We start from the raw sequence: 14,598 nt of genomic DNA, 5'->3' as shown, positions 1-14,598 counted from the left end.
GTATCGTCGAACAATTAGGTGAAACTCCTAATTAGAACAAATGGCCTTTCTGTTCTATCTATAATACTCCTGCATGCAGCAATTTACCTTTATAAGTTGTTGTATGAGAGCCAGGTGAAGTCGTCTACTGACGGGAGCCTACACTTCCTGATATGAGGCGGTAGTCCTTAAAAGCATTCTATGGTGAGCGAAGACGAACCCTCGTCATGCACGCACCGTTACCCATAGCCATCTTACGTAGGTCAAAGGATGGTCTGAGTGAAATATTTGTATATTTTCCTAAGATACAAATGCTGCTTCGTTACTTTGCCTAAATAACGAAGCTGGCTCAAGAAGTTAAGGTCAATCTAACTTGAGCGAAGTAACTCCGGTGTATAGAGGGCACCTAAGGAATGCAAAAGAAGGGATAAACGATACGGAACGTTTGAGATTCAGTTCGTGGAGTATAAAGGTACAATGAAGCGAGTTGAAAGTCAGCGGTGTCATAGTAGCGATAATAGATGGGCGTTGATGTGACTATAAAGCAGATGAAATGCTGTGGAAGTGTCATGGAGCAGAAAAACATCTTAGCGAAGGGCACCAGTCGGTAGTGTATATTAATCAGCAGATTCTACGGTAAGACGACCCTTTCTTTCAAAGAATGTGGAAGTAAAATAATTAATTCACGAATAGCCATTTATTCCTCAAACAAGGAGGTTATTATACAACGTGAAGGTAGATGCTCGTAGAATCAAATCAGAATTCATGTTAAATCGAACATTGGAAAAAATGTATGTTAAATCTAAAGATGGTAATGAACCTTTCTACAATTTAATTGAATTAATGAAAAATCGGGAAACCATTATTACAGCGATTCACAACATTAAATCGAATAAAGGTAGTAATACAAAAGGAATAGACAATAAAGATATATACAACTATTTACAACTACCTGAACAAACTTTACTCAATATAATAAGAAGTTACATCGATAATTATCATCCAAAGCCAGTACGGAGAGTGTATATACCAAAAGCTAACGGAAAGAAACGCCCTCTCGGAATACCTACAATGCTAGATAGAATTATTCAAGAACTAGCCAGAGTCGTTCTAGAACCCATAGCAGAGGGAAAGTTCTACGAATACAGTTTTGGATTTAGACCAAATAGAAGTATCGAACACGCTCAACGTGAGGTTCTAGATAGAGTCCAAAGAAGCAAAATGTATATCGCTATAGAAGGCGATATACGTGGCTACTTCGACAACATCGATCACAATAAACTTCTAAAAATCATGTGGAGTCTTGGCATTAGAGATAAACGTTTTTTAATGCTTATCAAGAAAATGCTAAAAGCAGGAGTTATGGAAAATAACATGCAAATAGACAATCACTTAGGAACCCCACAAGGTGGGATTATCTCACCTCTGTTAGCGAATATATACTTGAATAATTTCGATTGGATGATAGCAAGAAAGTTCCAAGAACACCCCGCTAGATACGAGGTTGCTAATCCGTACAGAGATGGATTAAGGCGTGTTTATAAAAGACATAAAAAATGCCAAATAATTAGATATGCAGATGATTGGATTATTTTATGTGAAGATATGAATCAAGCTGAATCGCTTCTGCGGATAAGCAGAAATTATTTGAAACATGTATTAAAACTGGAACTTTCAGAAGAAAAAACAATTATTACAGATTTAAGGAAAAATCGAGTAAAGTTTTTAGGCTTCGAATTCTTTGTTGAAAAGAATCACAATAAGAAAACAAAGTCATTAAGCTGCCATAGTATTCCCGATATTGAAAGACTGAAAAATAAAGTGAGACAAGTAGCTAAAGAAATACGTAAAATTCATAACTTAAGACAACCACGTGAAAATGTAGCAGTACTTGAAAAAGTAAATTCCATGATTGTAGGAATTGCTGACTTTTATAAAACGAGTTCAGCAGCTCATATTATGAAACGACAAGATCAGAAATTGTATCAAGCAGCGTATAAAAAGTGGTGTAAGTTGCAAAGCGGAGGACAAAAGAGACGTTGGGAATACTATGTAATTCCAGCTAAGGAAACAGATAATCGCCCAAACAGACATCAACGGAGGAACGATAGAATTTTCTACCTAGAAGCCGATGAAGTCAAAATTGGACTAACAAAATTCTCTTTTACTGAGGCCCGCATCCCTCAAAGGTGGAAAACCGGTATATCCTGCTTCACAGAAGAAGGAAGAAAATTCTTAGAAACTAAAAGACAAAAGAAATTTCTCCTAGAACGAGATGTTATCTACTCTCAAGAAACTTTATGGAGCCGGATATACGAACTGAAACACGAGAGGCTTCACCCAAGATACAATTTTGAATACATCATGAATAGAGAATATGCCTATAATCGCGATAAAGGAAAATGCAGATGTTGTGACACATTCCTTTATCCATGGAATATCCACTGTCATCATATAAAACCGTGGTTACCATTATACGAAGTAAATATAGTTTCAAATTTAGCTACTGTATGTCAATCTTGTCACCTTATGATCCATAAAAAGAAAAACGTAGAAGGTTCACCTAAAACCATTAAGAAGATTGAAAAATTCCAAAGTCAATTAATAAAAGAAACTGCTGATTACACTGCAACTATGAATGTAAGTTCATAGTCAGCAACGAAAGCAAGTAGAGAAAACTACCTGTAAGTAGAACACTATCGATGGAACGCCGTGTGCATTGAAAGGTGCATGCACGGTGTGGGACGGGGGAAAAGTTGGAGATCGTATCAAATACTTACCTATCGTCATAAAGCATTCAAACCATTACTTACTTACTATACACAAAAGAACACAGCCTAAAAACAGGGCCAGCGCTTATTGTAGCGCCTACATCAGTCCTCGGTAACTGGCAAAAAGAATTTGAGCGTTTTGCACCGAGCTTACAAGTAAAGCTCCATTACGGCGGCAACCGGGCAAAGGGAGAAGACTTGCCTGCCTTCCTGCAAGATGCCGATGTGATTCTTACATCCTATGCGCTTGCACAGCTTGATGAAGAAGAACTAAACACACAGCTGTGGGATGCGATTATTCTCGACGAAGCGCAAAATATAAAAAACCCGCATACAAAGCAATCGCGTGCGGTTCGGAATTTACGAGCGAATCATAAAATCGCTTTAACAGGAACACCGATGGAAAATCGTCTATCAGAACTATGGTCTATTTTTGATTTTCTGAATCACGGCTATCTTGGCAGTTTGCCACAGTTCCAGCGCCGCTTCGTTTCACCAATTGAAAAAGATCGCGATGAGAAAAAGATTCAGCAAGTGCAACGTTTAATCGCACCATTCTTACTGCGCCGTACGAAGCAAGATAAGACAGTTGCCTTGAACTTACCAGATAAACAAGAGCAAAAAGCATACTGCCCGTTAACGGCAGAGCAAGCATCGCTCTATGAACAACTCGTTCAAGATACATTGAAGAATGTAGAAGGATTAACGGGGATTGAGCGCCGCGGATTTATTTTGCTCATGTTAAATAAACTAAAACAAATTTGTAATCATCCTGCTCTCTATTTAAAAGAAGACACACCAGCAAACTTAATTGAGCGTTCTATGAAAACAGAAACATTATTAGAACTCGTGGAAAACATACGCGACCAGCAAGAAAGCTGTTTAATTTTTACGCAATATATTCGAATGGGGAATATGCTACAAACATTGTTAGAAGAGCATTTTGGAGAGCGCGTCATCTTCTTAAACGGCAGTGTGCCGAAGAAAGAACGCGATAAAATGATTGAACAGTTCCAAAGCGGACAACACGGTATTTTCCTTCTCTCTCTAAAAGCAGGAGGAACAGGCCTGAACTTAACTGCAGCCAACCATGTTATTCATTACGACCGCTGGTGGAACCCTGCCGTTGAAAATCAAGCAACAGACCGTGCTTATCGAATCGGTCAAAAGCGGTTTGTTCACGTGCATAAGCTCATTACAACAGGAACACTTGAGGAAAAAATTGATGAAATGCTAGAGCGGAAACAATCGCTTAATAATGCGATTATTACAAGCGAAAATTGGATTACAGAGCTATCAACAAACGAGCTGAAAGAATTACTAGGTGTATCCGTCAATTAGACAATAATTAAAAAAGTTTGTATGCCACGGCCTCTCCCAATATTCTACCTGGGAGAGGCCGTGAAATTTTTCTTAGAATCGCTCCTGATTTTGAACGTTAGATAACATTTTTCTCTTCATCTATAGAATCATGAGCAGTTTTACGCTTAGATACAAAATAAGAAATAATAACCAGAATAGTAATCATCATGGTTAAGAAAAACTGTGAACGCATAGAATCAATGAATGCCATGGCAATCAGAATAACGACCATAGCAATAATCGTTACGTATGTTAAGTAAGGAAATAGCCACATTTTTAGCTTCATTGCTTCTGGATTTTCTTTTTCCAACTTTCTTCGCATACGTAAATGCGAAACAGCAATAGCAAGATAAACAAGTAACGCAATAGCTCCAGACGCATTCACTAAAAAGAGAAATAATTTATCCGGAGACACAAAATTAAAAATAGAACAGATGTAGGCAAAAAATGTACTTGCTAAAACAGCTCTTACGGGTACACCATTCTTACTTACTTTTAAAAGTGCACGTGGCGCATCCCCTTTTTGAGCAAGAGAAAACAGCATACGAGAGTTCGTATATAGAGCTGAATTTAAACAAGAAAGAACTGCGACTAGAACGACGACATTCATAATTTGAGCAGCAGCTGGAATACCAATCATATTAAGCATTGTTACATACGGACTTTCAAGCGACTCAGCGGAATTCCAAGGGAGAAGAATAACCAGTACACTCACTGAACCAATAAAAAAGAGTAGAATACGCCAAACAACACTATTGATTGCTACAACTACTGATTTTTCCGGATCAGATGATTCTCCGGCTGCAATTGCTGCGATCTCCGCACCAAAAAATGAGAAAATAACAGTAATAATACCAACAAAAACGGAACCAAATCCCTTCGGCATAAATCCTCCGTGTTCTGTAAGATTAGACAGTCCCGGTGATTCAACTCCTGGGATAAAACCAAAGATAATCGCTGCCCCTATACATATGAATGCAATTATTGCCACAATTTTAATCATCGAAAACCAATATTCAAATTCACCAAACGATTTAACAGAATAAATGTTTGTGAGCGTTAACAAAAGGGTTAAAATTAAACTCACTAACCAAATTGGCATAGAAGGAATCCAACCATGAACAATCGCTCCTCCTGCTGTTGCCTCGATAGCAATAACAATTACCCAGAAAAACCAATATAACCATCCAATGGTATAACCTGCCCATGGTCCAATCGCTTGTCGTGCGTAGGTGGAAAAAGAACCGCTGTCTGGATTCACGACTGCCATCTCCCCAAGCATGCGCATGAGTAAAACGATAAGCAAACCTGCTATTGCATAAGAGAGAATAGCACCAGGGCCCGTTTCGTGTATAACCGCCCCACTACCTACAAATAAACCTGCCCCGATAATTCCGCCAAGAGAAATCATTGTTACATGCCTTGATTTTAGCTGCTTCTGTAGTTTGTTCTGCTGTTGCTCCATTACTTTTATCGCCCCCAAATACTTATTCAACCTACTTGATGCAATTTTTATGCCAATTTTCAGTAAATTTAGAATACCTTACAACTACTGCATCCTATCATTATCATTTCGACATTTTTCGTATTTTCGAAGTATAAAATTAAGTCGAATTAGCATTAATTAAGTCGATTATGACTTATGTTCTTTTGGGTACCGGATTAATCCTATTTTGACAGATTACTATCGTCAGCCGGCCAAAATATTAGCTTGAGAGGCATGCGTCGGGGTCCCTATTAGTTGTCTTTTTTTGTTGCAGTTCATACAGCGTGCTACCCCCTAATTGGAAATAAAAAATCCCCCTAGATAAACAATAGAAAAGAGCCCATCATACCAGATGAACTCTTTTTTACTGTCTACCTAAAGGGGAAAGATTTAGCTCCTTTTTCTTTTCCAATAGAAACTGCTTATTAAAATCCCCGTGAAACCACCGCACGTATCTAATACAGAATCCTGCCACATCGGTGTACGGTCACCCGTAAAGGATTGATGAATTTCATCTATTCCCGCATAGGCAGCGACGAGAAGCAGCGCCAACTGGAAAGCTTCCTTTCTCCTAAATCCATATTGAAATAACGCGATATACAACAGTGCGCCAAGAATACCAAACACAGTAAAATGAGCACCTTTACGAATAAAAAATTCGATAAAACCGCCTACCCCTTTGTTGGCAATGCTAACAGGTGTACCGCCTCCATAATCAATGGATACCCATGAGAAATGTTCTTTCACCCACTCATCATTCACATGTTTTGTGATATCCGAACGCATATCTTGCTTCGTATACGGCTGAGAAGAAGAATAAAAAATGACTCCTATCCATAATAAAACGGGAATCCAGAATAACCACTTACGATTCATATTTGAAACTCCTTGTCCTATTTCTTTCAAGCGTACCAAAAAAAAGAAAAAAATTCACGCCAAAAGTATGACCTTACCTCCTATATATATGACGAAAAGGAGGTGAAAAACATGGCAATTCAAACGATTGTATCTGATATGAGCTTACGTCTTGTCCTAAACGGCGGTACAGACAAAAACGGTAAAGCCATCATGAAAAACAAACAATTTAAAAATGTAAAAACAAATGCAGACTTAAACAAAGTGCACGAAGTCGCAACTGCAATTGCATCTTTACAGCAGCATAAGCTTGATGCAGTTCAACTTGTAAGCACAACCGACGTATCCAATCAATAACAAAAGGAGGTTATAACAGATGGAAGTACTAGAACTCGTTTTCTTAAAAGAAGACGGTAAAACGACAACTTTTTCTATCGAGAATCCGATTACACCTGTAAACGAACAAATCGTAACTAGTGTCATGGATACAATTGTATCCTCTGATATTTTTCTCGCACTTGGGCAATCTGCGCGTAAAAAAGGAGCAAGGATCGTCGAAAAGACTATTTCTGAAGTAAACATCAACGCATAGTTAAAAAGAAAGAGGAGTTACCGTCTGGGCTACTCCTCTTTCTTTTTTGGCATGTCAATTGGTACAAAGATATTTGAAATACCAACTGAAACATATTTATAGTTTTCTTTCCCTATCGTAAACTCTGTTGTATATGTCGAAAAGAAAATATAATCATTACGCTTCGTATAGTGATCAATCAGTACGCCCACTTGCGGCTCTACATATTTCTTCGCTAGTTTCTTCCCCATTGTAGCTAACTCACCAAAAAATCCTTCTTGGTCTTCTTTCTCTACTTCCGTTAATTTCTTATGAATATCATTGCGCGTCATCAACTGCTTCGCTGCCCAGTCCGTATATTCTCCTTTGCTCGGATTACTATTAGCTAAATATACGAAAAGCACTAGAGCCAAAGCGAGGAGCACATATTTCCATTTCATATTTTTCACCGCCTATCTATTCTATTTTCATCTATATGAAATTTCATTGCAAATTAGACAACATGAATAATAGAAACCTCTTACAAACCCAATATTTAACATGAATTTACAAATATTTTAAATTATTTTTATATTCTAGTTTTATAATTGAAAATATAATTCATAATAACAATATATAAGGAGGTTTTTACATTGACTGAATTAGCTGATCGGTATGAAATTTCAGCTCATACAATGTCACTGGAACCGTACGCTCATTCATTTTACCAGACAAAAATTTTGGACACACGAGGAACCTTCTTCTCAGCAAAAACACCATTACAGCTCATTCAGGAAAGTTGCCTTCTGAGAAACTACTCTACCTATGAAGGAAAACGATTAGCCATTCAAAAATGCTGTCATTTTAAACAAAACATTCCAATCCCTATCGATCATCAGCACTATATTTGCGCCATCCCTACAAGATCACCTTCATCTTGACCCTGCTCCTGGATATTCTACGCTTATATAGAAAAAATTGAACGTCATGATTCCCGGCACACAAAAATATATTTCCGTAACGGCAAGACACAAATTTTTCCGATCAGTTTCTACCAAATGGAACATCAATGGATAAGAGCTGGCCATATTTTAGCGAAGCTCAATCTTCTAGATCGATACCATGACAAAAGTTAATACATAGAGCAAAAGGAGACAACCTCATATGTTGCCTCCTTTTTATCCCGCTATTCGTGGGCAGTAAGATCCCCACTGATGGAAGTTTCATTTTCGTTCATTTTTTTGCTGCGTACACCCGCATTTCTTTCAGTGCTTGCCGATATATCCAGCGCACTTGATGATAAGTCATGCCTAGCTCAGTTGCAATCTCATGCATCTTCTTTCCCCCGTAGAAATGCTCTAACAAAATAAGCCTTTCTTTCGCCCCTAGCATACTCATATATTCAAACACTTCCGTCTGCTTCTCTTCACCGCCTATATTTTCTAATATATTTTGCTCCGTGCAAGTTTCCCGGTCTTGCAAACGGCGCTCCTTCTTTAACTGCGCTAGCAAATAACCGCGCACCGTTACAAGCGCATATGCCGGAAAACTTCCCTTCTCTTCATCGTATTTGTCATAAGCTCGCCAAAGCGCAATGAGTCCGCATTGATAATACTCTTCATAATCACGGTAAATACAAAGCTTCCTCATTTGATTTCTAATCATCCCCTCATACAGTGCTACTGTTTCTGCAAAGGTAACTAGCTTCATGTTTAGTCCATTTCTAAAAGGCATGCCTCTTTGTTATTCCGCGGTACCTTTACCTTATAAAAAAACAGTACAACCTTCACCGCACTGTATTTCATGATAGGTAAGCAAAATTTCAAATTTACCTATGCAATATTTGAAATTTTACTAGTCTTATATAAAATTTGATAGCAAATTTATCTTCAGCGGCAATATATCGACGCTTCGACACGATATAAAGTGAAACTTCCATCAGTGACGCTTTTCTCACTGATGGAAAGCTCTTACCAATCGGGCTTTTACGGGCAGTTTTCTTCCCCGCTCTTCTCCAGCCTTTACTGCCCGTTAATACGGGATAAAGATACTTCGCCAACATACGACAAAAAAACGGCTCTATATGTTAAAGATATATAAGGACAATTAGTTATCTAAATATAAAGCCTGTATCTTAGATTACCAAGTAATCAAAGATACAGGCTATTTTTTTTATTTTCACTTGAAGTTCCGCCAGCTGACCCTGTAAATGGGTTAATTTCATATATTAAATCTCTTCCAGCCTCTTTTTTCTTCATGGTGTATTCTTTTTCCTAAAGATACATAGTACCAAATCCATAAACCAAACGATAAAATACCTTCGATTGTATATATCCAAAAGGCATGATAATATATATAACAAATGATGTAATAATTTTCCAGGTTAATATTAGGGAGGTTTATTTATGAAAAGAAAATTATTAATAATAACTGGTTTTGCAGGTGCTTTAGCTTTATCTATCGGATTTGCAAAAGACTTTGAAAATACAAAGGTATTTGCACAAACTAATGGAGATCAATTCAAACATGTGACTAGAGAAGAACAAAATTATAGAGAAGGTAATACAGCTGACGGAAAAGATATTACCACAACTATAACAGTAGAAGAGCAAGAAATGGTGGAAAATAGTTCGGCCCAACAAGGGTTTGTTCCGCAAGAAAATGGGACAGGTTTCTATTTTGAAAAGCAAAAAAAATAAGATATACTATTGAACTATCGTATGAATTTGTTTAATAGGCAGTAAAAGGCTCTTCCATTGATTTAAAAACACATAAGAGTGATTAAACATTGAAATTAAAAGCCTGTATCTAATTATCGATACGGGCTCTTTTTTATTGGCTGTTTTCGTATATATTGTGGCTTCCGTTCCCCCTTTCAAATCGTTAAAGTACATAAAAAAAACGGAAGACATCTATCTTCCGTTTTTCCTACAACCTAGTCACCTTGTTTTTGGTGTAGTATCCGTTACTTTATCCAGCTTCGCTTCAATCCTGTTGAGTTGTTCTCTCTTCTTTTTTGAAGAACGAGCAAACAACCTTTTTATTTATTTGCCAACTTTCCCAGCAAAATAGCATTGTCTTTTTTTAGTTTTTTGTTTTCCCCATCTAATTCAGCTATCCTTCTTTTTAACGACTCGATTAGCTTGTCCTTTGAACTTTCACTGAACGTCTGTTTTTTTGTGATAACCTTTAACTTCTGATTTTGTTTTTTTATCGCTTCATCAATTGGTCTTATAAGTTCTTCCCGATAAGAATATAAAAACGTTTTACTCACACCTGCTTTACGGCATATTTCGGCTTTAGAAATGGGATTATTTACAGGATCATCAAGGAGCTTTAACTCCTCTAAAGCGCCTAAAACAGACTGTTTCTTCAATTCACTTTCCATTTTCTTTGTTTCAACCATTTTGGAGACATTTGGATTCATATTAGCCATTAATGAACACCACCAGTATAAAAGTGTTTGGCTGCATCGAACGTCTCACCTTTTTCAATAATTTCTAATGCTATTTCGTAGAACTGTACAACCTTTTCAAATTCCTCAATCTTTTCAATCAGTCCAATTTGTTTCGCTTGATTTAAATGCACTGTAAAGGCTTCTATGGTATCTATAACCGCATTTTTATGCCTTGGTAGTATCTTTTTCTTGATACACGTTTTACAAGCAACTTGATGCGGACAGGAGGGCATTTTATATGGATGTTCGCAACAACCGTCACCTTGATCGAATATGGCGATAATCTTGTTCTTGACCCATTTGTTATCACCGAAAATTTCTTCTTGTTCAGGTAGATTGTCTTTAATTGTAGTGGCATCAGATTTAAGTAGTTTTTCTTTGAACTCTTTCTTTAATCGTTGTTGGTACACTTTAATATACTTCTCTGTCATCGCAACAGATGAATGTCCTAAGAAGTTTTTAACAGCGTAAATATCCACCCCAGCATCAATCATTTCGGTAGCCACCGTGTGCCTGAACTGGTGTGGTGAAATTTTATAAATATCACCAGACTCTGCTCCAATGTCGGATAACGGTATTTGTTTACAGATTTTAGTCAAAGTTCTAGTAGTAAACGTATTATATTTAACCGCTTCGGTTATGGGAGTATCTTGTTCATCATAAGTTACGATTTCTCTAAATAAATACTTTTGCCTATCTGAAGTAGGAGGTAAGTCTTTCACTCGTTCCTTTTGTCGTAAAATCGCACGTTCCACCATATTTCTTCCTTCAGAGTCCTTTAAATGTGCTAACGGTACAACTAAGTCTTTTTTTATTTTTGCAATTCGATGGTCAAGATAAAGCTGGGGGTCTCCATCCAAATCGTATTTCAAACAATCAATATCACTACCATCTGCAATCAAGTGAGCCATATCCTCAAAACGCCTTCCCGTATATCTTAAAATAATGATTAAGTCCCAGTACACAGGAGATACAATTGGAGTGTCTTCGCCATCTTCCAACAATGAAATTATTGTATTTTCTAGGTAGTCATCTAACTTTATTTTGATATGCGGAGGAATTGGTCTTGGTAGAGTTTCTTCACTTTTTGGTGTGTCGTAACTGATTATTAAAGCGTCCGTCTTTGGCCCATCAGACCACTTATTTTCATACATGTATTGGAACATGCTACGGTTGTATTTTATTATTTGTCTTGCTTTGTTATTGGATAATGAGTATACATTCGGAAGTACCTTTTCAATATGCTTTTGTCTGTCTAATTCTTGGAAAGACTTTAAGTTCGGAAACATGTTCTGAATTAAATTTAGGAAAGGAACTATATCTTTCATTCTGCTTCCAAACGTACCTGCTTCCCAAGTGCCAAGCATATTAACGTAATATCTTTTTATAATCTTTCGAAAGTGAATATTTTCTATCGAGTTAAATTTAACAATATAATCATGGGGGTGTCGATGTTTTGGATAATCTTTCAATAATACTCTCATATCCCATATATCTTGTTTTAAATATTCTTCCCGTACTTCAGGACTTTTAATGTACTCAACTTCATGATGGGGAGCGTAGTCCCTTTCGTGGTATCTTACCTGAACTCCAAGGTTTTCCAATAAATCAGCGAACCTTTCATCTTTAATTGCTTTATACCAAGGTCCAGTGCTTTTGTATCCTGCTAATGTAGATAATTCATTATACTTTTTGTATTGATTTTCGGGTTGCTGTAGTATTTCAAAAAACTGCTTCTGTGTTTTCGTCATCCAAGAGGTATCAATAGCCGCAACAGGAAAGGAAGAAACAGTTGCCTTTGCTTCCAGACTCTTCGAGCTATATGCTTTTGATGAATTTGTTGCTTCACTTTTTGCCATTTTCTCACTCCTTGCGTTTCTCTTCTCTATACTCACTCATTCGTTGATATTCTTTTTTATGGTCTTCTGTATTTAAATGGGCGTATATTTGCATCGTTGTTGTAACATCTTTGTGACCAACCCTTTCTTGGATATACTTCCAGTTGATAGGCTCGCCTTTACTGAGGTACTCTCTTGCCAATTCAGTAACGTGCGTGTGTCTTAGTTTATGGGTGTTCAGTTTAATCCCCGTTTTCCTGTTGTAATGATTAAGAGTGGAGGTAAGCGTTGATTTCTTCATCGGTTTTCCATTATCCATAGGGTTATTACTATTAACCACAACGAACAGGAAATCAGTAACGGGGTCACTATTCATCCAATCACTACTAATATACCTATCTATCAAAACCATAAGGTCAGGAGGGAGGTGAACGAACCTGTCCCTACCATATCCCGCCTTGGCTCTTGAACCATTTTCATTGTCAGGTCTGAAACGAATATATATACCTTGTTCACCATAATCAATGTCCTCAAGCTTTATTCCAAGAAGTTCACCAGACCTCAAACCACCCTCTTTTAGAATAAGAAGAATAATCTTATCTCGTAAGAGATTAACAGCCTCTAAATACTTCTTAAAATCTTTTTGTTCAATGGTCTTTGGGATAACTTGAGGTACTTTGGATTTAAGAGTATTTTTCTGTACTGTTTTATTTCTTCTTGTATGGGCCAACATATCTTTATCTCTCATTGCATTTGTAACCATAATATTACGATAAACAACTGGATTATCTTTAATTCTCCCACCAGCTTTAAGCCAAAGAAATAACGAACTTATTCGATCTAATATTGCATTTACAGTCGTTACTTTAAGGTCGTCCTCAACATATTCATAATCTAACATGTCTACGTTTTCATAAAACCTATATGGGTTCTTTAACCACAATTTGAATTTTGTTAAAATATCAGGTTTACCATCAAGGTCCAAAATTTGTAATCCTTTAATCTTTAAAAATACAACGAAATACCATAAGTGATAACAATATGTTCTTATTGTATTAGGAGATACTTCTCGTTCAGCCCTCGCCTGTATCATATCGAGATATTCTTTTACTAATGGTAAGAAATCAAGGTTTTCATCCATGAGATAATACATTACACCATTTTTTGTTTGTGCCTCTCGTATGGATATAACTTCATGCCATTTATCTTTTAGTGTTTTTTCTTTTTTAGGTATATTCATCTAACTATTAACTCCTTTAAATCATTTATTAAAATTAAGGTCCTCGGACTATCGTCCTGCGGAGTGCTATCCTCGCACGGAGGCTACGTTCCCCTACTAAAATAATATACTTAATATTCTGATAATAACATAAATTATCTATTATTACTATATATTTTTAATTTATCCGTTTAGATAAAAAAAGATAGTAGGGATATTCAATCCTTACTATCTTTACTCCTAATATTTATATATCTTTAACTATATGAGCCGTTTCTATAAATATGATCTTATATTATGCTTTTGGGAATAAACCACCAACTGCTCCAAATGCCATTGATAAAATAAAGAAAATAACAACAAGGATCGTTGCTTGTTTCTTGCTTAAGCCTGCTGTAATGTGCAATCCTAATCCTGTTACCACCAATCCCCAAATCGCGAAAACTTCAAATGATTTTGCAATGCCATGTACAACGCCGCCAGTAGAAGCAAATAGCGGTCCTAATCCTGTATACATTTCTTGACCATTTCCGCCAAGAATCCATGCTAATCCCATATTAATAATGCCACCAATAACTGTAATAATACTAGAATAAACAGTAATTGCTAATAACTTCTTATAAGACGTATCATTGCTCATAAACATCATAAGTACTTTATACAGAGCTGCACCAATAAAGAATGTAACCATAACGCTAATTAATGCCATTACAAATCCAGTGCCTAGTGTGATTGCTATAGGCAGTTCAAAACCAAGCTCTTTATTTTTTGCGACAACTGCAGGGTCTATAGAATATAAATATGTAGCTATAGCTCCGATAAGGCCACCTAATACAGCCATTAAGAAAAACGCGCCCCACACCGGTGCATTACTTCTCATTCTCTCAAACTGCAAACTAGGCGAGGTAATCATTCCAAATAATGAGGGCTTCTCTCCACTTACCTTCTGCGTGTTTACGTTCGATTCCATATGTAAAACCTCCTTTTATTTGATACCCGTTCTAACGGGTGGGTAATCCCTACTTTTATAAATAGAGATTAACCACCCACAAGAACTGGGTGTTATCCCGCATTAACGGGC

Annotated in this window: 12 protein-coding genes and 2 pseudogenes; 6 read left to right on the top strand and 8 right to left on the bottom strand. The window is 36.9% G+C overall.

Annotation, left to right across the window (positions count from 1 at the left end; genetic code table 11):
• Positions 1-708 precede the first annotated feature (708 nt).
• Positions 709-2,631, top strand: a complete 1,923-nt coding sequence (ltrA, locus tag CN326_RS21205) for a group II intron reverse transcriptase/maturase (protein WP_255258177.1) — start codon at positions 709-711, stop codon at positions 2,629-2,631.
• A 140-nt stretch (positions 2,632-2,771) separates the two neighbouring features.
• A pseudogene (locus tag CN326_RS21200) lies at positions 2,772-4,091 on the top strand (DEAD/DEAH box helicase); the annotation flags it as partial.
• 97 nt (positions 4,092-4,188) lie between these two features.
• Here CN326_RS21200 and gabP read toward each other — a convergent pair.
• Positions 4,189-5,577 (bottom strand): GABA permease, encoded by a 1,389-nt coding sequence (gene gabP, locus CN326_RS21195; RefSeq protein WP_098310957.1) that lies wholly within the window; start codon positions 5,575-5,577, stop codon positions 4,189-4,191.
• A gap of 411 nt (positions 5,578-5,988) precedes the next feature.
• A complete protein-coding gene (locus CN326_RS21190; RefSeq protein ID WP_098310956.1) occupies positions 5,989-6,474 on the bottom strand; it encodes a VanZ family protein in 486 nt (161 codons plus the stop codon).
• Positions 6,475-6,585: 111 nt separating this feature from the next.
• Here CN326_RS21190 and CN326_RS21185 point away from each other — a divergent pair, with 111 nt between their 5' ends.
• Positions 6,586-6,810 (top strand): DUF1659 domain-containing protein, encoded by a 225-nt coding sequence (locus CN326_RS21185; protein ID WP_098310955.1) that lies wholly within the window; start codon positions 6,586-6,588, stop codon positions 6,808-6,810.
• Between the two features lie 19 nt (positions 6,811-6,829).
• Positions 6,830-7,045, top strand: coding sequence for a DUF2922 domain-containing protein (locus CN326_RS21180; protein WP_098310954.1), 216 nt, complete (start codon positions 6,830-6,832; stop codon positions 7,043-7,045).
• A 29-nt stretch (positions 7,046-7,074) separates the two neighbouring features.
• Here the strand turns inward: CN326_RS21180 and CN326_RS21175 are convergent, their stop codons facing one another.
• Positions 7,075-7,464 carry a DUF4359 domain-containing protein gene (locus CN326_RS21175; RefSeq protein WP_098310953.1) on the bottom strand — a complete coding sequence of 130 codons (390 nt, stop codon included), beginning with the start codon at positions 7,462-7,464 and terminating at the stop codon, positions 7,075-7,077.
• A gap of 192 nt (positions 7,465-7,656) precedes the next feature.
• On the opposite strand from CN326_RS21175, the pseudogene CN326_RS25250 reads away from it, so the two are divergent.
• Positions 7,657-8,139 (top strand): annotated as a pseudogene (locus CN326_RS25250) (competence protein ComK).
• Between the two features lie 97 nt (positions 8,140-8,236).
• Here CN326_RS25250 and CN326_RS21160 read toward each other — a convergent pair.
• Entirely contained in the window at positions 8,237-8,713 is a 477-nt protein-coding gene (locus CN326_RS21160) for a sigma-70 family RNA polymerase sigma factor (protein WP_098310952.1), read from the bottom strand.
• A 695-nt stretch (positions 8,714-9,408) separates the two neighbouring features.
• Here CN326_RS21160 and CN326_RS21155 point away from each other — a divergent pair.
• Positions 9,409-9,702, top strand: coding sequence for a hypothetical protein (locus tag CN326_RS21155; RefSeq protein WP_098310951.1), 294 nt, complete (start codon positions 9,409-9,411; stop codon positions 9,700-9,702).
• A 341-nt stretch (positions 9,703-10,043) separates the two neighbouring features.
• On the opposite strand, the gene CN326_RS21150 is transcribed toward CN326_RS21155, so the two are convergent.
• From CN326_RS21150 to yknW, 4 genes are all read right to left on the bottom strand, one after another.
• The gene (locus CN326_RS21150) at positions 10,044-10,439 is read right to left on the bottom strand and encodes a DUF6262 family protein (protein ID WP_098310950.1); all 396 of its coding nucleotides are present in this window, start codon (positions 10,437-10,439) and stop codon (positions 10,044-10,046) included.
• Entirely contained in the window at positions 10,439-12,319 is a 1,881-nt protein-coding gene (locus tag CN326_RS24760; protein WP_176524727.1) for a tyrosine-type recombinase/integrase, read from the bottom strand. Before CN326_RS24760 ends, CN326_RS21150 begins: the two co-directional genes overlap by 1 nt.
• A gap of 4 nt (positions 12,320-12,323) precedes the next feature.
• Positions 12,324-13,538: a tyrosine-type recombinase/integrase gene (locus tag CN326_RS21140; protein ID WP_098310949.1), complete on the bottom strand. Its 1,215-nt coding sequence runs from the start codon at positions 13,536-13,538 to the stop codon at positions 12,324-12,326.
• A 274-nt stretch (positions 13,539-13,812) separates the two neighbouring features.
• Entirely contained in the window at positions 13,813-14,487 is a 675-nt protein-coding gene (gene yknW, locus CN326_RS21135) for a YknW family membrane protein (RefSeq protein ID WP_098310948.1), read from the bottom strand.
• Positions 14,488-14,598 lie beyond the last annotated feature (111 nt).

Origin of the sequence: Bacillus sp. AFS018417, from assembly GCF_002560985.1 — a bacterium.
Lineage (GTDB): Bacteria > Bacillota > Bacilli > Bacillales > Bacillaceae_G > Bacillus_A > Bacillus_A rhizoplanae.
The sequence above is the reverse complement of the archived record's forward strand: the minus strand, read 5'-3'. Positions and strand labels throughout refer to the sequence as shown.